The sequence below is a fragment of the Rhizobium sp. CG4 genome, assembly GCF_023701965.1.
GTDB lineage: Bacteria > Pseudomonadota > Alphaproteobacteria > Rhizobiales > Rhizobiaceae > Agrobacterium.
Genome location: NZ_JABAEG010000010.1, coordinates 83,426 through 102,317, shown reverse-complemented (window position 1 = coordinate 102,317; position 18,892 = coordinate 83,426). Strand labels below are relative to the sequence as shown.

Sequence of the window (18,892 nt, the reverse complement as noted above, 5' to 3'; positions counted from 1 at the left end):
ATGATGACGAGATTTGGTCTTATGATGAGAAGCGTCGTTGTGGCGCTTCTTTTTTTGTTTTCAGGCCTGGCCTCTTTGGCCAGCGCGCAAGGCTCTGAGACATTTGATCAGGAACCGCTGATCATCATGAACTCCAAGGGCAGCCAGCACCGTTTTACGGTTGAGCTTGCCCTTGATAATGGCCAGCGCCAGCAAGGGCTGATGTATCGCAAGACGATGGCTGCCGATGCCGGCATGTTGTTCGACTTCGGCACGGACCGTGATGTGACCATGTGGATGCGCAACACCGTGCTGCCGCTCGACATGCTGTTCATCAATGCCGATGGCAGCATCCACCATATTCACCACGATGCCGTGCCCTACTCCGAATCCATCATCAGTTCGCGCGGGCCCATCCGTTTTGTGCTGGAATTGAACGCGGGAACGGCGGCAAAACTCGGAATCAACCCAGGCGATCGTGTCACCAGCCGGAGAATTTCTTCAACAAAATGAAGCGGTAAGGCGTTTTTCCTGCCGTTTTGCTGCGATTGCGAAATTGCGCACAGGTTTTTTGAAAAATAATCAGAATTCTTGCGAAAAATGTCATTTTGGGTGTTGCGGAAACAGAATGAACGATGTATCTCCGCATCAACACAGCGACGGAGTGTAGCGCAGTCTGGTAGCGCATCTGGTTTGGGACCAGAGGGTCGGGAGTTCGAATCTCTCCACTCCGACCACTTTCTCTAAAAAGAAAGAATGTTGTTGTGTCGACGCGGATAACTTTTTACCATCCCGTTCTTGCCTTTTGCATGGAGCAGTTTTCAAATGTCTGCCAAGATTTATCGCCCCGCAAAAACAGCAATGCAGTCCGGGAAAGCTAAAACTCACCTCTGGGTTCTCGAGTTTGACGCTGAAGCACCGCGCAAGATCGACCCTATCATGGGCTACACTTCCACGACTGATATGAACCAGCAGGTCAAGCTGACGTTTGATACTCTTGAGCAGGCCGAAGGTTATGCGCAGAGAAACGGCATCGAATACCGCGTTATTCAGCCACAGGAAGCCACACGCAAGACTGTCTCCTATACCGACAACTTCCGGTTCTCGCGCAACCAGCCTTGGACCCACTGATCTAAGCGCATTTTATTTTGCCATTTTGGCCCCTTAGCTCAACTGGATAGAGCAACTGCCTTCTAAGCAGTAGGTCGCAGGTTCGAGTCCTGCAGGGGTCGCCACCTCTATGGCCCGAATCATCCGTTGACTGAAACGACAATCCTTTGCGATTGGAAGACCCAACGGATGAGAGTCGGCTTCGTCGTAGGCCTGATTACTCGAAGTTGTGTATCCTTATGGCTTAGTGTGGTACGACCTCTTTCAGAGCTGAGGTTCCGTCATACACAAATGTAACGCTGTAGCGGGCCCTGGTAACTCCAACGTACAGCTCTGGTTTGACGCCGTTTACAAGTTCATAGTCTCCCGTCTTCAGCCATTTCTGCGCCTTCTTATGCGGGAATATTAGTATTCGGTCGAAAGTCATGCCCTTCGACTCTCCAAAGTTCAGCGCTTGAAAGCCAGCGCAGTCCGTTGTCACGGATAATCGTAGCACTTGCGGCTTAAACTTGTTGACGTACTCGGTAACGTGTCCTGTCTTTATCGAAAACACGCCGTCATGACCGGTCAGGTTCTCGTTTCGCGACTGTGTCTTTTCGTGGTCGGGATAAAAGCTGTCGGCTAGGTCGGCGATCAGTTGGTTGCACCGATGGGTCTCGATCAGATGCTGCAGTTCTACGAGCTTTTTTTTCTCCCACTCCTGAAATTTCTTTATGATATCGGGCCCGCGAAAACCTTTATGACGGTTGGAATTGTTGGTCATGAAGGTGGATTGTCGGGGATCGCCCACTAGAACCACTTCAAGATTGGACCTGAGCATCAGCTCAAGGATGTCGAGGTCATATCCAGCGAAATCCTGAATTTCGTCGATGTAGACACGTTCAAAGCGGTGCTCCAACCGACGCATTATCGCGTTGTCGGATGCCGCGTTACAGTCGCAGACGAACTCCGCGAGCTTGTTCGAGTAAATGGTCGACGAATTTCCGAAATAATAGCGGCCAGCGTCCGATTTGGGAGCGAACCTGTCGACCGTCGTTTCTGTCCAAAAAATCCCGTCTATGCGTTTGTCGTATTTATGGTTCCTGTAAGGCCTAGCCATTTCGCGGAGAAGGAATGTGTACCAGGGGATGATCTCTACGTTTTGCGGGATGGCTTGCGCACGCTGATAGAACTTGGCCAGAATCTCGCGAACATTGTTTCTGGTGTAGGTGATGATTGCTGACCGGACTGACTTGTCAGCCAAGACCTCGTCAACGATCCGTGTTGTCTTTCCACCACCTGCAGCAGCGATGACAATCCGGTTAGGCGACCGCATGGTTGATATACTCCGGCACGTTCCACGCTTTATCTGTTTCGAAAAGCCGTAGAGCGACCTCGGTCTTGTTATTTTGCATGAACTTCAGCAACTCTTCGTCCGTGGTATACGCGGTTCCCAAAATATCATTCAACACGGTCCGGTCATTGGCCTTGAGAAGCTGCGGTTCCAATGTCCTCGCATGCTCGTCGGGATCGTACCGAACTGCTATGTGTTCATGCGTGAGATAATCGGCGTATTTTTGCTGGAGCCGAGCCACGTCGCCATCGTTGTCGGTCACCACATCGACCTTGGTATTTAATATGTTCGCGATTTCCAAAAAGCGTTTGAATGCGAGAGAGCTGACACTGATAACATCGACGCCAGCTTCAATTGGCATCTTTCCGTGCATTCGATGAAAGGCCTTCTGCACAATAAGCTCATCGGATGGCCCTTCAACCAGGATCGCACGCTTTGAGAGGACCAGTCGAAGCGTGTCGTAGCCTGGCAGTTTCAGGAAGTAATCCCGGGTCTTCGGATCGAGCGCCGTTAGCTTGGTCGCGATGCCGTTCATGAACATCAAAACCGAATCCACTCCGAGCTTGTTCATTACGTAGCTGCTGTGTGTGGTTATCAGCAGCTGCCGGTCTCCACGTTTGGCGGCGATATGAGCGATCAAGCTTGCGAGATTTGTAAATGAAAGATGGTTCTCGGCTTCCTCGATCAGGAAAATGTGGGAGTTGTCCGCAACATCCAGGGCTAGCTTGATCTTGACGGCGCTTTGCTCACCCTTGCCAATAAGCGTCATCGGAATCTCATCAAGGTGCGGCATCACACCTGACTCCCAGCTTGCCCGAGCCGAACTGTCGAGCGACACGGTGATCGCCTTGTCAGAAACATGCCCTTTTTTCGCCTCAAGGCCTGAGTTGATGGCTGCAACCTTAGGGTCGGCCAGAAAGCGATCTTTCATCTGCCGATATGAGAGAGCGAGACTAACCTGCTCCTCACGGGTCAGGCTGTCCTTGACCACATCCAGGACGTATCGATTGGCAACACCATTGTTCCGCAGGGTGCTCGCGTCGATGTAGCTTGGTCGAACTGGAATGGAACGTGCTGTCACATCGTTGTCAGCGAAATCGCGCCACCGAACAATGTAATGCTCTACCGGAATTGTTCGGATGAGTGAGGGATCGGCGATATAGTCCTCGTACTCAGCCCGGTAGCCTTCATTGAATTCGATCAGCATTCTGACGCCTGGGACGTCGAGCTTCAGGGAGTTTATCCGCCCTTTTAGCTTTGTCAGCGCTGGATCGTCTGAGAAGTAAAGTTCAATCAGAATCGGCGGCGGCGGGCCGACATACTTCTTGTGCAGTATCGCAATGTAATGGCTGACCACCCTGGAATTGAAAAGATAAGGGTGCAGTTCGCCCTGGATAGCACGGCCATTGATCTGACCGCTCAAGGCGAGGTGTATTGCTTCCAGGAGGGTCGATTTTCCGCATTCATTGTCGCCGACAATGACATTTAGGTTTGGATTGAGATCAACGGTCGAATCCTGGAGACAACGGTAATTTTTGATGACGACTTTTGTTATGTGCACCGAAATCCCCCAGATCCATCCTGAAAGCCGACGAATCGGTTCAGCTTCAATTGTGGATTTCTACCGTGAGGGAGGCTCATGATACAACTGTTGCGTTTAAGCGGCGACTTCAATTGCGTCGCCGTTCAGTCAGTTTACCAGTATATAAGCGGGATATGGACAGGAGCTCTACTTCGACGTGATGACCCCGAAGCTTATATAGCCGGTTATTTCCCGCAACCAGCATATGCAGGCACCGTAAGTGTCGCCAGCGCTAGTGCCGATACGGACAGTAGCAGAATCTTCATAAAATCTCCTTTTGGTTGAGGAAGCACAAACCAAACTGCACCTGGTTTGTCGAGCGGTTGGCCGATCACTACCAAGTGTTTGGCTGTATCTCGGACGATTGTTGTGCGGGTCCTCAGTTTCTGGAACCCAGCGCCAGGCGGCAGGCGAGACCGGCAAACACCGTGGCCAGCAGGTATTGCGGCAGTTTTTTAAAGCGCATGCGCGCGCCGACTTTTGTCCGGATATGGCCGCTGAGCAGAATGACCGTGCCGTTGACGACAAGGCCTGTTACATTCAGCACCGTGGCAAGAACCAGCATTTGCAGCGGCAGTGAACCGGATTGCGGGGCCACAAATTGCGGAAACAGCGCCAGCACGAACAGGGCCATTTTGGGGTTGAGCAGATTGGTCAACAGCCCCTCGCCCAGAATGCGCTGCATGGAAAAGCGCTTAAGCCCCGTGGTGGGTAAAAAGGGTGTTGCGTCCGAACGGATGGTTTTGAAGGCGAGATAAAGAAGATAGGCGCAGCCGGCCCAGCGAATGGCGTCATAGGCCATGGGCACGGCAATAAACAGTTGCGAGAGGCCGAATGCGGCGGCAAGTGCGTGGCAGTAAGTGCCAAGGGCAATTCCGGCATAGGTGAGAAAACCGGCGGCACGGCCCTGGCTGATACTGCGCGAGGCAATCAGCAACATGTCAGGTCCGGGCGTTGCAGTCAGAACAACGCAGGCGGCGGTAAAAAGCATAAGGGTGGAAAAATCCGGCATATCGTTTCCTTCGAGTTGGCCGGAATTCCGGTCTATCAAAAGCAGCCGGAATGGCAAGCGGCAACGCGGCCGATTTCACAATAAAACCTGTGGGGCTGCTGCCGGTCATGTCGTCGATTTCCGTCATGCCGGGTCTTCAAGTGCTGAGGTCAGCGACTTGAACCGTTTGATGATATCGCCGGCATGCGGATTTACCCTGAGGATGGCCTGCAGTACATCCGGTGCATCATGGCGCACCATATCAACCGCCGACATCAGCGCCTGAAAGCTGCGCGTGGTCATGCGCGTTTCTCTGATATCCATTTTTACCAACAGGTTGGCGACAAGGTGGGTCAGTCCCTGCACCTGTGCAATCTCGCGGTCATGGTCCTCTGGCGTGGTCATGATGACCTCAAGGCCGGCCTTGCGGCAGAAGGCGGCGGCGCGAAAACGCGGCCCCCGGATGGGACATATGGCAATTTGCAAACCACGAAGGCCGTTACCGGCGCTTTTGGGGCCAAACAGCGGATGGGTGGCAACAATGTCGACGGTTGGTGGCAGCAGTTGCGCCATGATGGCGGCTGGTTCAACTTTCACGCTGCCGACGTCCAGCACCAGTGTGCCGACTTTAAGAAGCGGCGCCAGTGCCGTTGCCACGCTGCGCATGGCGCTGACGGGCACGGCGACAATGACCACCGGACATTTGGCCACGGTTTCAAAGGGCGCAACGGCAACATCAAGGGTTTTGGCCGTGGCGAGATCAGGCGCGATATCGCTCACGAGGACCTGAAAATGGGCGCGCAAATGCTGGGCAACCAACTGGCCAAAGGCACCAAAACCAATGATGCCGACCGGTCCGTTAAAGGATTTGGGAAGAGACTTAGACATGACATCCTCATAGGCCACACGGCCAGAGGCATCCGTCAATATCAACCGCTGGCCATGCAGCGGTTAAACAATATGATTTGCCCGCCGCTATTTCAGCAGCGCATAATACAGACCGGAAATGGTTGCAGCGGTAATCATGCCGCCCGGATAGCAACGCAACCGGGCCCTGTCAATTGCCGCCGCGACTGGTGCAGCAGAGACTGGTTCTGATCCAGGTTTGGTTCAGGCGGAGATATCAGCTACTGGGCGTATCGATTGTCTGCGTCAGCACGTCGGTATTGTCTTCACCTGCAATGCCAACGATGTCCTGCGTGACGGCTGTTTTGTCGAGCGACAGATGCTCCAGCTTTTCCCAGCTTTCATCCATTGGCCAGGCGGTGGAGACATAGGGCAGACCAACATGGCCGTAATAGAAGGACAGTTGGCCCTCTGCAAAATGTTCGCTCTTCTGCGCCACCCAGTCGCTATAGAGCGCAGAGGCCAGGCCGGATCGGTCGGCACCGGCCTGGCAATGGATGAGAATGGGTTTGGGCGCGGATTTCATCACGGCAACCAGTTCGGCTGCGCGCTCAGGGTCCAGTTCCTGGGATGCGCTCATGCGGAAATCAATGTGTTTGATGCCCAGTTTTTTCGATGTTGCGATTTCTTGTCTGTACCAGTCTGCGGTGTTTTCACCGCGCAGGTTGATGACGGTTTCAATGCCATGGTCGCGGACATACCGTTCCAGCTGCGCCGAGGTCGGTTGTGCCGAGCGATAGAGTTGACCCGCAATGACGGTGTGGAAGTTACCCGAAATCTGCAAGACACCCGCATAGGCTGCCAAACTGCCAAGCACCAAAGCAATTGCTGTTGCTGCAACACGGGTCTTTGAACGTTTCATCATTGGGTCTCCGATCAACTATCGTAGAGCCCAAATGCCCACCATTCCTGACAGGTAGCTGAATGTCAGTGGATGACGTCGTTTCTTACATTTTGCCGGCTAAGGTCAGCTGAAACAACGCGCCTGTACGCGATGGCAGGGCCAACACATTGCCGCCATGCAGTGCAGGTTCGATGGACAGTTGGTGTGCCGTTGCCAGTTGACGGTGTTGGTAGGAGCAGGACTGCACTGACAAGGACAAACAGTCTAAGCGTCAGGAACGAAAAGAAATTTCGTCGCGTTAAGGCGTGGACGCAAAAATGAGCGGTAATAATCGCCACCTGCAATGTTGTTGCAATGCGCAGCAATCAATGTGGTGGTCCGGTTTCTGACTGTGCACCGTTCACCGGCATGCGGGGGTCCTCCAGTCTCCATGCCGGTGGATGGTGCATGTGCCATTCCGTTGTCGTTTCATTGTTGTCTTGATGTCGTTCAGGCGTCGTTCATGGGCGCAACGGCAAATGTCGAAGCGACCGCCACCCTTCTGCCCGTAATGGAGCCTTTGCATGAAACCCACCCGAACAGCCCTTCTCGCGGCATTGCTGATCCCTTCACTGGCCGTGGCGGGTCCGGCATCGTCACAAACGCCAGAGGCGCCCGCCGGTACACCAGCAAGTTCGCCAGCAGGCACGGCGTCGGGGGCTGCCGCTGGCAAGGTGGAACTGGCGGGTGTTGACGTGACAACCGTTGCCGCCCGTAACCTGGGCAGTGAAGTGCGTGTGTCCGGTTCGCTTACCCCCATCCGGCGCACCAGCCTGACGGCGCGGGTTGCCGGCACCATTACCGAATTGCCGGTGCAGATTGGCGATGTGGTGAAAAAGGGTGACCTTCTGGTGCGCATCGACACCGAGGGTCTGGCATCGGCGCTGACGGCCCGTAATGCCGAGGTGGAAGCGGTTGAGGCGCAGTTGGAGCTTGCTGAAAATGTGCTCGCCCGCAATGTCAGCCTGCGCGACACCGGCGCGACATCAGAGGCGGTGCGGCTGGAGGCCAATGCCAATGTGCTGAACCTGAAGGCGCAGTTGCGGGCCAAACAGGCCGCTGTTGCCGATGCCGAGAGAGCCTTGAGTGACGCGCAGGTGCATGCCGCGTTCGATGGCGTGGTATCGGCGCGGCCAGTGGAACAGGGCCAGACGGTGCCTGTGAATGGTGAGCTTTTGACCATTGTCGATCTGCGCCGCATGGAGGTGGATGCCGGTGTGCCGACCAGCCGTATTCCGCGTGTGCGTATTGGTCAGCCGGTAGAGCTGACGGTTGAAGGTTTCTCGGACCGCAAATTTACCGGTGAAGTCACCCGCATTGCGCCCACGGCGGTCGCAGGTTCCCGTGCCGTGCGTGTGTTCATTGCCATAGACAATGACGACATGCTGCTGAAGGGCGGCATGTTCACCACGGGTGTTCTCAGCATCGACCAGCAGGACAATGTCATTGCCGTGCCGATTGCTGCCGTGCGCCACGATGCCACAGGCACTTTTGTGCTGAAGGTTGAGGACGGTTATCTGCGCCGCCAGGATGTGAAGCTTGGCACCACATGGAATGACCAGAACCTGGTCGAGATCAACGGGCTGAGCTCGGGAGAAGTGGTGGTGTCTGCGCCGTTGCCGCAGCTGGTGGCCGATACGCCCGTGACCGTGGTGGGGAAATAAGCCGATGTTCCTTACCCGCGTCAGCGTCAAACATCCGGTTTTTGCCACCATGATGATGGTGACGGTGCTCGTCATCGGGCTGTTTTCCTACAGCCGCCTTGGTGTCGACCAGTTTCCGGAAACCGATCTTCCCATCGTTGTGGTAACCGCCGCTTATACCGGCGCGTCGCCGGAAACGGTGGAAAGCGAAATTGCCAGACCCATTGAATCCGCGCTGAACACCATTGGCGGTATCGATACGATTACCTCGGAATCCTATGAGGGTCGCGCCGTTGTGGTGGTGCAGTTCCAGCTGGATGTGGATTCGCAGGCCGCAGCGCAAGAGGTGCGTGACCGTGTTGCCCGCCTGCAGGCCGGTTTCCCTGACGCGGTTGATACACCGCAGGTTACCCGCTTCAACCCGGAGGATGCGCCAATCCTGTCTTTGGCGGTCTCCTCCTCCACACGCACGCTGTCGGAAATTACCACGCTTGCCGACCGGGTCATTACCAGCCGCCTCAACATCATTGCCGGCGTTGGCCAGATTACCCTTGTTGGCGGCAGTGAGCGGCAGATGCTTGTCGTGGTCGATCCTGACCGGCTGGAAGCCTATGGTGTCGGCGTCGCCTCTGTGATGGACGCCATCCGCCGGGAAAATCAGGACCGTGCCGCCGGTACGCTGATTTCCGGCATCAACCAGCGCATTGTCACCGTTGAGGGACGTATTGAAGATACCGCCGGGTTCAACAGCATCATTGTTGCGCAAAGCGGCGGTTACCCGGTTTATCTGTCTGACGTGGCAACCGTGCTGGATACCGGTGCCGAAGTCACCAGCCGCGCCACCTATCAGGGCGTGCCATCGCTTGGCATGGATATCGTCAAGGTTCAGGGCGCCAATACCGTGGCGGTGGCCGGTGATTTGCGCAGCGAGATTGACACGCTGAACACCGAGCTGAAGGCCGAGGGTGTGGAACTGACCATTACCCGCGACAATTCCCGCGCCATTGCCGCGCAGGTGTCTGAAGTGCAGAGAACGCTGATTGAAGGCGGCGTGCTGACCGTGGTCATCGTGTTCCTGTTTCTCAATTCCTGGCGCTCGACCGTCATTACCGGGCTGACGCTGCCGATCTCTGTTATCGGTACCTTTGCGGTGATTTATGCGCTGGGCTTTACGCTCAACACCATGACGCTGATGGCGCTGTCGCTGTCGATCGGTATTTTGATCGATGATGCGATTGTGGTGCGTGAAAACATCACCCGCCATTTGCAAATGGGCAAGGACCATGTGCGTGCGGCGCTTGATGGTACGAATGAGATTGGTCTTGCCGTGCTGGCCACCACTTTGTGTATCGTTGCGGTGTTTTTGCCGGTTGCCTTCATGGGCGGGTTGATTGGCCGGTTCTTCCTGCAATTTGGCGTGACGGTTGCCGTGGCGGTGCTGATTTCGCTGTTCGTGTCCTTCACGCTCGACCCGATGCTTTCAAGCGTCTGGTATGATCCGGATTCGGAAAAGAATGCCAAGCGCGGGCCGCTTGGCCGCTTGATCCATCGGTTCGATGTCTGGTTTGAAAAGCTGGCAGACCGTTATCGTAAGCTGATCCACTGGACGTTTGGCCACCGCAAGACAACCATTGGCATTGTGGTTGGCATGTTTGTCGCCAGCCTGATGCTGGTGCCAAAAATCGGTGCCGAGTTCCTGCCGGTCACCGACCAGGGCGAAGTGTCTGTTTCACTTGAGGCCAATCAGGGTGCATCGCTGGAATATATGGCCGCCAAGGTTGGGCAGGTTGAAAATGCGCTGCGTGAATTCGATTATGTCGACACGATCTATTCCACCATCAATGCAAGCGGTGCGCGTGGTTTCAACCAGGCCAATGTTGCCGTGCAGCTGGTGCCCAATGAACAGCGCGAAATCAGGACATCGGAATCGCTGGAACCGGTGCGCCAGCGTCTGGCCCTGATTGCCGGATTGAAAGTTTCTGTCAGCCAGTCGGAAGGTGGTGCGACCGCCAAGCCGTTGCAGCTTTCCGTGCTGGGGGATGGTGACGAGCAGTTGCGCAAGATTTCCAGCCAGATCACCACGGCCCTGTCGGCCATTCCTGGTGCGACGGAAGTGGAATCCTCGATTGAAAATGAGCGCCCTACCCTTGCCGTCAAGGTACGGCGTGAAGCGGCCAGCGACCTTGGCGTATCGATATCGATGATTGGTGACACGCTGCGGCCACTGGTGGCGGGTGATGCCGTCTCGGTATGGAATGCGCCTGACGGTGAGACCTATGATGTGATGGTGCGCCTGCCAGCCAAGGGACGACAGGATGCCGCGCAGCTTCGCAACCTGACGATTTCCACCAACCGCACCGATGAGGACGGCAAGCCGATTACCGTGCTGCTCGATCAGGTCGCCGATGTCGTTGAAAGCACTGCGCCTGATGCAATTACCCGCAAGGACCTGTCGCGTGAAATCCGCATTTCCAGCAATGTCGAGGGACGTCCGCTGGGTGATGTACGGCAGGATCTGGATGCAGCGATTGCCAAGATGGATATTCCCGCCGGTTACCGTGTGTCGTTTGGCGGTGACGTGCAGAGCCTGAATGAAAGCATGGGGTATGCCGTGCAGGCCTTGGTACTGGCGGTGATCTTCATCTACATCATTCTGGCGTCGCAGTTTGGCTCGTTCATCCAGCCGATTGCCATCATGATGACCCTGCCCCTGTCGCTGATCGGGGTGCTGATCGGCCTTCTGGCCACCGGATCGACCCTCAACATGTTTTCGATCATCGGTTTCATCATGCTGATGGGTCTTGTGACCAAGAACGCTATTCTGCTGGTCGATTATTCAAACCATGAGCGGCGGGACGGAAAGTCGTTGCAGGAAAGTCTGGCCAATGCCGGTGCCGTGCGTCTGCGCCCGATTGTCATGACAACGCTGGCGATGATCTTCGGCATGTTGCCCATGGCAATCGGCATTGGTGAAGGCGGAGAATCCCGCGCACCAATGGCCCATGCTGTGATTGGTGGTTTGATTTCGTCGACGCTGCTGACGCTGGTTTTTGTGCCTGTTGTGCTGACCTACCTTGATGCATTCAGCCGTCGTTTGTCGGCGCTGTTTCCCAAGGGGCCGGACCATCAGGCGGCAGAAAAATCCCTGTAAAGCCTGACAAAGCTGCGTCGGTGGGTTGGGCCTCACGCCGCGATACTCTGGCAGGCATGGCGTAATCCCTGACTGGTCTGACCCGTCTTACATCGGCGCCACGTAGAAACGTAGCGCCGGTAAAGTCAGGCCCATCAGCCCTTTACGATGATCTTGGCGCCCGGCGTGACGCGCTCATAGAGGTCCATCACGTCCTGGTTCATCATGCGAATACAACCGGCCGATATGCCCTTGCCGATGGAGCTTGGATCATTGGTGCCATGGACACGGTAATAGGTGTCCTTGTTGTCCTTGTGCATGTAAAGCGCGCGTGCACCCATGGGGTTTTTCGGGCCGCCATCCACGCCGTCCTTGTGTGGGCCGTAATGGGCGGGGTTTCTCTTGACCATGTCAGGGGTTGGTATCCAGCGCGGCCATGCGGCCTTTCTGGCAATGATGGCCTCGCCGCCGTCAAAGGAGCGCGCGACCGGGCCAACACCAACGGCGTAACGGATGGCCTTGTTGCCGGGCTGGATCAGATAAAGGAAACGGCTGTTCTGATCGACGATGATCGTGCCGGGCTTTTCTTCCGAGGGATAGCTGACGACTTGACGCACATATTGCGGGTTCAGCTTTTGCACATCGATGGCGGGAATTTCAAAACCGCCATCGGTTCTGGCCGCATACATTTGCACCGGGTCACTGCCGACAGATTTCAATGCGTCGTCTTCGGCGCGTTGCTTGACCAGCTGTGGCGTTGGCGCGGAACTGCCGTCGCCTGTGCTGGCACATGCCGACAGCAGCAGGGGCAGCGCAATCGCCAACGCCTTGCGAGGAGAGAAGAGAACACGAATCATGGGGGGCCTGCCTAATGCGGATTGGAACTTTCCACGCTTGGCTGACGCCCCCACCTTAACACTGCCTTAAGATTGGTAAAACTAACGCAGCTGTGAACAGCTTCATTCGCCCGGTAGTGTCAAAACGACAACGAAGCCAGTCGTCACCGCGCGAAAATCCAGCCTGCCGCCCAGCTTTTTCATGGCCATATCGACAATGGCCAGACCGAGGCCGCTGCCATCAGCCGTTGGGGCGTGGCCGCGCTTGAACCGTTCCCGCACACTGGCCTGATCTTCCACGGCAATGCCCTGCCCGCGATCGATCACCTCGATCTGCATAGCGGCATTAGTGGTTTGAAAGCGGATGGTGACACTGGTGTCTTGCGGCGCATATTGAATAGCATTTTCAATGACATTGCGCAGCGCCAGACGCAGCAGATTGATGTTCCTGACAACCACGTCCTGTTGCTGCGGCAGGTCAAATTCCAGTGACACCGAGCGTCTGCTGCTTAACCCTTCGAGGTCGCAGCGGATGTCCTCCAGCACACGGTCAAGGCGCGCTACCTCAACCTCGTCGCCACGGTCGGTGGAATCGACCGAGGCAAGGTCGATCAGCTGGCGCACAAGGCGGCCGGTTCTGTCGACGCTGGTCGAGATATGCGCCAGTGCCTTGTTTCTGACGTCCTCCTCATGGCTTTTCAGCGCCACCTGCGCCTGGGTTTTCAGACCCGCCAGCGGTGTTTTCAGCTCATGGGCGGCGTAGGCAATGAAGGATTTTTCGCGCTCGCGCGCTTCCTCGACCCGCAGGAACAGCGAGTTCAGCGACTTAAGCAGCGGCTTGATTTCGCTTGGCGCATCCTTCTGCTCAATGGCGTGCAACTCGTCGGCCGTGCGCATGCCCAGCAAGGTCGCGATGCGGTTGAGCGGCCCCAACCCCTTGCCCACACTGAACCAGATCAACAGCGCCAGGATTGGCAACATGGCAACGGCCGGCACCAGCTGGCCCTTGACCACATCGGCCACCAGCCGGTCGCGGATTTCAAGACTGTCACCGATCAGCACCCGCACATTGAGGCTGGTGTTGACCACGGCAAACACCCGCCAGCGCACACCATCCACTGTCGTTTCGCTGAAACCGCTGGTGTTGTCGGTCAGCGCATCATCCGGCGCACTGGCCGAGCGGCTGACCAGCTTGCCCTGCAACGACCAGATCTGGCAGGACAGCTGTCGGCGGTAATCGCCCTGCACATCAAAGGGCGCGTCGGAGGAGCCTAAAGCATCGCTTGCCTTGGTGTCGTCAATGGCGGCGGCCACATCGATATGGTGGTCGGTGATCAGTGAACTGACCATGCGGGCGGCTTCCATCAACCGTGCATCCAGCACGCGTTCCACCTGATGCTGCACGCTGAAATAGGTCCACAGCACCGCAAACAGCCACACGGCACCGGTGGTGGCCAGCAGGATGGCAAACAGCCGAAGACGTATCGAGCGCATCACCCCATCCCCAGCCGGTAACCGACGCCGCGCACCGTCTCGATGACCGACGTGCCGAGTTTGGCGCGCAGCTTGTGTACATGCACCTCTATGGTGTTGCTCTCGACATCTTCCTGCCAGCCATAAAGCCGCTCTTCCAGCGCCTGTTTGGAATGGATGGCCTGCGGGCTTTCCATCAGCGCATGCAGAATGGAAAATTCCCGTCGCGACAGGCCAATCTCCACGTCGGCGCGGCGCACCAGCATCGAAGCCGGATCAAGCGTCAGGCCACGCAGGCTGATCTCGGCACTGGCGCGGCCGCTAGAGCGGCGGGTGATGGCGCGCAGGCGTGCAGCCACCTCATCCAGATCGAAGGGTTTGCCAATATAGTCATCGGCACCGGCATCCAGCCCGTCAATGCGGTCGCCCACCTCGTCCTTGGCGGTCAATAGCAGCACGGGAATGCGGTTTCCGGCCTGGCGAATGCCGCGCAGCACATCCAGCCCCGAGCCATCCGGCAACATTCTGTCGAGGACGACGGCATCAAAACGCCCGGTTTCCAGCGCCTCGGTGGCGTCGGCAACCGTGGTCACGCCATCGGCCACAAAACCGCTGAGTTTCAGGCCTTCGCGCAGGCCATCCAGCAGAATCGGGTCATCTTCGACAACAAGTATTCGCAAGTCACGTCTCCGCAAGCGGTCTATTCAACATTTCGTCCGGATTTTTAGTCCGATTTTCACCTTAAGGCTGCCTTAAGCTGCCGGTCGGATCAGTCCTGATAACAAAATGTAGACGAAAGGACATGGCGGATGCGCATATTGGCGTTCACGTTTGCGATGCTGACGCTGGTCGGCATGACACTGGCTGGCCTTGCAACGCCAGCCGTGGCAGTGCAAACACCGCTTGAAATGGATCAGGCCTTCAAGGTGTCGGTAGAACAGGCAGCGGATAATCGCGCCGTGATCCGCTGGACCATAAATGACGGTTATTATCTGTACCGGGACTATCTCAGTGCCGAAGACAGCGCCGGAAACAAGCTTGAGCTGCAGACCTTGCCGGGCAAGGTCAAGGACGATCCAAACTTCGGTTCGACCGAGATCTATTATTCCACTGCAACGGCCTCGGTGCTCAACGCACCACAGACATTTCGCCTGACCTATCAGGGCTGCCAAGAAGACGGCCTGTGTTACCCGCCAACGACCAAGGTCGTGGATATGGCAACATTGTCACTGGCTGGTGATCACGCTGGTAAAGGCCTGTTTTCACAAGGCGGATTTGCAGCCGCAGCCAAGGCATCGAACGCCTTTTCCAGTGCGGCCAGCACCGGCAATGCCATTGATCGCCCAGATGACAATGGCAGCTTTACGCTGGCGGATGAACATGCTGAAACTGCCATCGACCGTATGCTCAGTGATGGCGGCTTGGCCCTTTTGCTGGCCGGGTTTCTGGGGTTTGGCGTGCTGCTGGCCTTCACGCCCTGTGTGTTTCCCATGTATCCGATCGTTGCGGCCATGCTGGCCCGCGAGGGTGAAAACCTGACGGCACGGCGTGGTTTTACCCTGTCATCAGCCTATGTGCTGGCACTGGCCTGCGCCTTCGGGCTGCTTGGTATGGTCGCGGCATGGTCGGGACAAAACCTGCAGGTGGCGTTGCAGAGCACCACCACGGTGGCGGCCATTGCCATTCTCTTTGTGGTGCTGGCGCTGTCGAATTTCGGTCTGTTCCACTTGCAGCTACCGGCCTTTATCTCGGCGCGGTTCAGCAAGGGCAAAACAAGGGCCGGCACCGTGCCGGGCGCCATGGCGCTTGGGTTTTCCTCCGCGTTGTTGATTGGTCCCTGTGTGACGGCACCTTTGGCCGGGGCGCTGCTTTACATTGCCCGCACCGGTGACATTGCCATCGGTGCGGCCGCGCTGTTTGCGCTGGGGCTTGGCAAGGGCATTCCACTTGTGATCATGGCGACAGCCAGCGGCAAGGCTTTGCCAAAGGCCGGCCTATGGATGGAAAAGGTGCGCCAGATCTTCGGTTTCCTGTTTCTGGCAACCGCGCTGTGGCTGGCGACACCGCTTATGCCGCAACCCCTCGTGTTGCTGGGCTGGGCCGTGCTGGCGCTGTCCTTCGGGGTGTTTGCCTTTACCGCCGCAAGCGGCACCACCGGTTCCGGTTTCAGCGTGATCTCGCGCAGTGCCGGTCTGGCATCGATCGTCTGGGCGGGCCTGCTATTTGTCGGTCTCGGCCTTGGTGCGAATGATCCGCTGGCGCCGCTTAAGCCGCTGCTATCAGGCAATGGTCCGCAGGCCGTGGCCAGAATAGAGAAGTCGGACTTTACCAAGGTTGGTTCGCTGGCTGATCTTCAAAACCGTATCTCGTCTTCGCCGGGCAATGAGCCGACACTCGTTTATGTCACCGCCGACTGGTGCGTGACCTGCCGCACCATTGAACGTTCGCTGCTGACCAGCCCTGACGTTGTCGACGCGCTTGGCAAGGTCAATCTTGTCAGTCTCGACCTGACGCAGCTAAACGACGACAAACAGGCCATGCTGTCGGCACTTGGGGTTATCGGTCCACCGACCATGATGTTTCTGAGCGCCAAACGCCGCGAACCGGCGGCAACCCGTTTGGTCGGCGAATTTTCCGCCAGTGATCTGGCGGCCTCTGCCCGCAAGGCGCGGGAGGACAGTCTTTGAACAGACGTCATCAGCACTTAAATCAGCACATAACGCGGAAGGAGAATTCCGATGTTGTCACGTCGTGAAGTCCTGGCAGGCGGGCTTGCGACTGCCGCAGGTCTGACTTTGCCTGGCGTGAGGGATAGCGCCGCTGCGCAAATGAGCACAAAGGAGATATTCTTTGACAAGGATGCGCCGGTGCTTGGCAACCCCAAGGGATCGGTAACGGTGGTCGAATATTTCGACTATCAGTGCCCCTATTGCAAAAGCTCCCATGCCGCCTTGAAAAAGGTGGTGGCGGCGGATGGCGATGTGCGGCTGGTGCTGAAAGACTGGCCGATCCTCGGCGATGCCTCGGTGTTTGCCGCGCAGGCGGTACTGGGTGCGGCGCAAATCGGCCACTATGAACCGGCAATGGAAGCGCTGATGAAGACCAGAGGACGCCTGTCGCAAAATCAGGTTGAAAAGGCGCTGGCCGGTGTGGGCCTGACGATGGAAATGCTGTCGGCCGCCGTCAATGAAAACAACAGCAAGATCTCCGCATTGCTGGATCGTAATTACAGCCAGGCCCTGTCGTTCAATTTTGTCGGCACGCCGTCCTTTGTCATTGGCAAGGATGTCTATGCCGGTGTTCTCAGTGAAAAGGCACTGAAAGACGCCATCAAACTGGCGCGTGCCTGAGCCATGATTGGCCGCACGCCCCATACTCCAAATCTTGAAAGTAACGTCCATGTCCCGTTTCTCCCTTACCCGCCATCTCATCGCTGTCACCTGCGCGCTTGGCCTCTTGTCAGCCCTGCCCGCCCGTGCCGAAGACAAGGCCGATCTACCGCCAATCCTGCGCACCATTGAGGGTCAGGGCATCACCATCCTCGGTGAAATGAAGGTGCCGGGCGGCCTGCGGGCCTTTGCCGCCAAGGCGGGTTCACAGCCGCTTGCCATCTATCTGACGCCTGACAATGAACATGTGGTGGTTGGCACGCTGGTTGACGGTTCCGGCCAGGACATGGCCGAAACCCAGCTGAAGGAAATGGTTGAAAAGCCGATCATGGAAGATGGCTGGAAACAGCTGGAACAATCCGCCTGGGTGGCGGATGGCAAGGCCGATGCACCGCGCATTGTTTATACCTTCACCGACCCCAACTGCCCCTATTGCAACAAGTTCTGGCAGGCCGCACGACCATGGATCGACAGCGGTAAGGTGCAACTGCGCCACATCATGGTTGGTGTGATCCGGCAGGATTCTCCGGCCAAGGCAGCCGCCATTCTCGAGGCCAAGTCGCCATCTGAGGCGCTGACGGAAAATGAGCTGAAGCACAAAAGCGGCGGCATCAAAGCCCTGTCCAAGATCAGCGAAAAGAGTACCGCGAGCCTCAACAGCAATGCCGAGTTAATGACCAGCCTTGGTTTTAACGGCACGCCGGCCATTGTGTTCAAGAAGGATGATGGCAGCATCGGCACCGTTTCCGGCTTGCCCGAAGATGGCACGTTAACGATGGTTCTGGGGCCCAAATGAATATATGGGACGAAACTGACGTGATGACTGAAGTCCGTTGGATAAGGCCATCAAGTGGCTTTATTCATCGCACAACTTCAGGTCATAGATAGCTTTGGAAACATCATATTTGAGCAGGTCCGGACAGATGAACATGAATATAGCAGCGGGTCATATTTCGCGTCGGTTGGTGTTGGGTGCCTGCCTTGCCCTTGGTCTGGCAGCCCCAGTGCTGGCGCAAAGCACTGACGATGCCGTTTTGAAAAGCCTGCTGCCCGACAGCTATATCGGGGCTGACAGTGCACCGGTGTCGCTGATTGTCTATTCCTCGCCAACTTGCAGCCACTGCGTTGATTTCCACGCCAATGAACTGCCGAAGTTGCAGGAAAAGTTTGTCAGCACGGGCAAGCTGAAAATCGCCTACCGCCCCTTCATGCGCAACTCGCTGGATGCGGTCATTTTCATGTTGGCGCACTCGCGCGGTGCAGACAAGTTCGATGAGACCGTCTCGACCTATATGGACAAGTTTGACGAACTGGCCGCCGCACAGGACACGGAACAGGCGGTAAGGTCGATTGCCGAGGGAATGGGCATCGACAAGGCCGGTTTCGACAAGGCCGTGGCCGACCAGCCCTATTTCGACCAGCTGAATGCAGCCACCAAACAGGCGCAGGAAGAGTTCAAAGTGGCGGGCACGCCGACCTTCTTCCTTGACGGTAAACAGCTGGAGATTGCCAGCAGCTTTGAGGAAGTGGGAACTGCCGTGGAAGCGGCCCTGCCGAAGCCCTGATCTCGCGCTGTCGGCGTGATCAAAGAGCCCATCATCGCGCGATTGATTGCCAAAACGACAAATATCCAGCCG

At 56.7% G+C, this 18,892-nt stretch carries 16 protein-coding genes and 2 tRNA genes; 10 read left to right on the top strand and 8 right to left on the bottom strand.

What is annotated here, in order from left to right:
• The 4 genes from HGO37_RS23220 (at nucleotide 1) to HGO37_RS23205 (ending at nucleotide 1,214) form a co-directional block, all read left to right on the top strand.
• A complete protein-coding gene (locus tag HGO37_RS23220) occupies nucleotides 1-492 on the top strand; it encodes a DUF192 domain-containing protein (protein ID WP_502941452.1) in 492 nt (163 codons plus the stop codon).
• 147 nt (nucleotides 493-639) lie between these two features.
• Nucleotides 640-716 (top strand) — tRNA-Pro (locus HGO37_RS23215).
• An 88-nt stretch (nucleotides 717-804) separates the two neighbouring features.
• Nucleotides 805-1,110, top strand: a complete 306-nt coding sequence (locus tag HGO37_RS23210; protein ID WP_250985443.1) for an ETC complex I subunit — start codon at nucleotides 805-807, stop codon at nucleotides 1,108-1,110.
• Between the two features lie 27 nt (nucleotides 1,111-1,137).
• Nucleotides 1,138-1,214: transfer RNA gene (locus HGO37_RS23205), tRNA-Arg, on the top strand.
• Nucleotides 1,215-1,333: 119 nt separating this feature from the next.
• On the opposite strand, the gene HGO37_RS23200 is transcribed toward HGO37_RS23205, so the two are convergent.
• The 5 genes from HGO37_RS23200 to HGO37_RS23180 all read right to left on the bottom strand — a co-directional run bounded on the left by HGO37_RS23200 (nucleotide 1,334) and on the right by HGO37_RS23180 (nucleotide 6,763).
• Nucleotides 1,334-2,404, bottom strand: a complete 1,071-nt coding sequence (locus tag HGO37_RS23200) for a UvrD-helicase domain-containing protein (RefSeq protein WP_250985442.1) — start codon at nucleotides 2,402-2,404, stop codon at nucleotides 1,334-1,336.
• The gene (locus tag HGO37_RS23195) at nucleotides 2,391-3,983 is read right to left on the bottom strand and encodes an ATP-dependent nuclease (RefSeq protein WP_250985441.1); all 1,593 of its coding nucleotides are present in this window, start codon (nucleotides 3,981-3,983) and stop codon (nucleotides 2,391-2,393) included. The genes HGO37_RS23200 and HGO37_RS23195 overlap by 14 nt, the downstream gene beginning before the upstream one ends.
• A 400-nt stretch (nucleotides 3,984-4,383) precedes the next feature.
• A complete protein-coding gene (locus HGO37_RS23190; RefSeq protein WP_250985440.1) occupies nucleotides 4,384-5,016 on the bottom strand; it encodes a LysE family translocator in 633 nt (210 codons plus the stop codon).
• Nucleotides 5,017-5,139: 123 nt separating this feature from the next.
• Nucleotides 5,140-5,883 (bottom strand): prephenate dehydrogenase/arogenate dehydrogenase family protein, encoded by a 744-nt coding sequence (locus HGO37_RS23185; RefSeq protein WP_250985439.1) that lies wholly within the window; start codon nucleotides 5,881-5,883, stop codon nucleotides 5,140-5,142.
• Between the two features lie 235 nt (nucleotides 5,884-6,118).
• Nucleotides 6,119-6,763: a dual specificity protein phosphatase family protein gene (locus HGO37_RS23180; RefSeq protein ID WP_250985508.1), complete on the bottom strand. Its 645-nt coding sequence runs from the start codon at nucleotides 6,761-6,763 to the stop codon at nucleotides 6,119-6,121.
• A 545-nt stretch (nucleotides 6,764-7,308) separates the two neighbouring features.
• Here HGO37_RS23180 and HGO37_RS23175 point away from each other — a divergent pair.
• Together HGO37_RS23175 and HGO37_RS23170 are read left to right on the top strand one after the other, a co-directional pair.
• A complete protein-coding gene (locus HGO37_RS23175) occupies nucleotides 7,309-8,448 on the top strand; it encodes an efflux RND transporter periplasmic adaptor subunit (protein WP_285201114.1) in 1,140 nt (379 codons plus the stop codon).
• Nucleotides 8,449-8,452: 4 nt separating this feature from the next.
• On the top strand, nucleotides 8,453-11,578 hold the full coding sequence (locus tag HGO37_RS23170; RefSeq protein ID WP_250985438.1) for an efflux RND transporter permease subunit: 3,126 nt from the start codon (nucleotides 8,453-8,455) through the stop codon (nucleotides 11,576-11,578).
• Between the two features lie 134 nt (nucleotides 11,579-11,712).
• On the opposite strand, the gene HGO37_RS23165 is transcribed toward HGO37_RS23170, so the two are convergent.
• The 3 genes from HGO37_RS23165 to HGO37_RS23155 all read right to left on the bottom strand — a co-directional run bounded on the left by HGO37_RS23165 (nucleotide 11,713) and on the right by HGO37_RS23155 (nucleotide 14,546).
• Nucleotides 11,713-12,414, bottom strand: coding sequence for a L,D-transpeptidase (locus tag HGO37_RS23165; RefSeq protein ID WP_250985437.1), 702 nt, complete (start codon nucleotides 12,412-12,414; stop codon nucleotides 11,713-11,715).
• A 102-nt stretch (nucleotides 12,415-12,516) separates the two neighbouring features.
• Nucleotides 12,517-13,887, bottom strand: coding sequence for an ATP-binding protein (locus tag HGO37_RS23160; RefSeq protein ID WP_250985436.1), 1,371 nt, complete (start codon nucleotides 13,885-13,887; stop codon nucleotides 12,517-12,519).
• Nucleotides 13,887-14,546, bottom strand: coding sequence for a response regulator (locus HGO37_RS23155; protein WP_250985435.1), 660 nt, complete (start codon nucleotides 14,544-14,546; stop codon nucleotides 13,887-13,889). Before HGO37_RS23155 ends, HGO37_RS23160 begins: the two co-directional genes overlap by 1 nt.
• A gap of 129 nt (nucleotides 14,547-14,675) precedes the next feature.
• Here HGO37_RS23155 and dsbD point away from each other — a divergent pair, with 129 nt between their 5' ends.
• The 4 genes from dsbD to HGO37_RS23135 all read left to right on the top strand — a co-directional run bounded on the left by dsbD (nucleotide 14,676) and on the right by HGO37_RS23135 (nucleotide 18,820).
• On the top strand, nucleotides 14,676-16,553 hold the full coding sequence (gene dsbD, locus HGO37_RS23150; RefSeq protein ID WP_250985434.1) for a protein-disulfide reductase DsbD: 1,878 nt from the start codon (nucleotides 14,676-14,678) through the stop codon (nucleotides 16,551-16,553).
• A gap of 51 nt (nucleotides 16,554-16,604) precedes the next feature.
• The gene (locus tag HGO37_RS23145) at nucleotides 16,605-17,216 is read left to right on the top strand and encodes a DsbA family protein (RefSeq protein ID WP_250985433.1); all 612 of its coding nucleotides are present in this window, start codon (nucleotides 16,605-16,607) and stop codon (nucleotides 17,214-17,216) included.
• Between the two features lie 49 nt (nucleotides 17,217-17,265).
• Nucleotides 17,266-18,051: a thiol:disulfide interchange protein DsbG gene (dsbG, locus tag HGO37_RS23140; protein ID WP_250985432.1), complete on the top strand. Its 786-nt coding sequence runs from the start codon at nucleotides 17,266-17,268 to the stop codon at nucleotides 18,049-18,051.
• Nucleotides 18,052-18,184: 133 nt separating this feature from the next.
• Entirely contained in the window at nucleotides 18,185-18,820 is a 636-nt protein-coding gene (locus tag HGO37_RS23135) for a DsbA family protein (protein WP_250985431.1), read from the top strand.
• Nucleotides 18,821-18,892: the final 72 nt, after the last annotated feature.

Coding starts and splice junctions, on each gene's coding strand:
- HGO37_RS23220 (WP_502941452.1), top strand. CDS start 1: ATGATGACGAGATTTGGTCTTATGATGAGAAGCGTCGTTGTGGCGCTT.
- dsbG (WP_250985432.1), top strand. CDS start 17,266: ATGTCCCGTTTCTCCCTTACCCGCCATCTCATCGCTGTCACCTGCGCG.
- HGO37_RS23200 (WP_250985442.1), bottom strand. CDS start 2,404: ATGCGGTCGCCTAACCGGATTGTCATCGCTGCTGCAGGTGGTGGAAAG.
- HGO37_RS23185 (WP_250985439.1), bottom strand. CDS start 5,883: ATGTCTAAGTCTCTTCCCAAATCCTTTAACGGACCGGTCGGCATCATT.
- HGO37_RS23180 (WP_250985508.1), bottom strand. CDS start 6,763: ATGAAACGTTCAAAGACCCGTGTTGCAGCAACAGCAATTGCTTTGGTG.
- HGO37_RS23170 (WP_250985438.1), top strand. CDS start 8,453: ATGTTCCTTACCCGCGTCAGCGTCAAACATCCGGTTTTTGCCACCATG.
- HGO37_RS23175 (WP_285201114.1), top strand. CDS start 7,309: ATGAAACCCACCCGAACAGCCCTTCTCGCGGCATTGCTGATCCCTTCA.
- HGO37_RS23165 (WP_250985437.1), bottom strand. CDS start 12,414: ATGATTCGTGTTCTCTTCTCTCCTCGCAAGGCGTTGGCGATTGCGCTG.
- HGO37_RS23190 (WP_250985440.1), bottom strand. CDS start 5,016: ATGCCGGATTTTTCCACCCTTATGCTTTTTACCGCCGCCTGCGTTGTT.
- dsbD (WP_250985434.1), top strand. CDS start 14,676: ATGCGCATATTGGCGTTCACGTTTGCGATGCTGACGCTGGTCGGCATG.
- HGO37_RS23160 (WP_250985436.1), bottom strand. CDS start 13,887: ATGCGCTCGATACGTCTTCGGCTGTTTGCCATCCTGCTGGCCACCACC.
- HGO37_RS23210 (WP_250985443.1), top strand. CDS start 805: ATGTCTGCCAAGATTTATCGCCCCGCAAAAACAGCAATGCAGTCCGGG.
- HGO37_RS23145 (WP_250985433.1), top strand. CDS start 16,605: ATGTTGTCACGTCGTGAAGTCCTGGCAGGCGGGCTTGCGACTGCCGCA.
- HGO37_RS23135 (WP_250985431.1), top strand. CDS start 18,185: ATGAATATAGCAGCGGGTCATATTTCGCGTCGGTTGGTGTTGGGTGCC.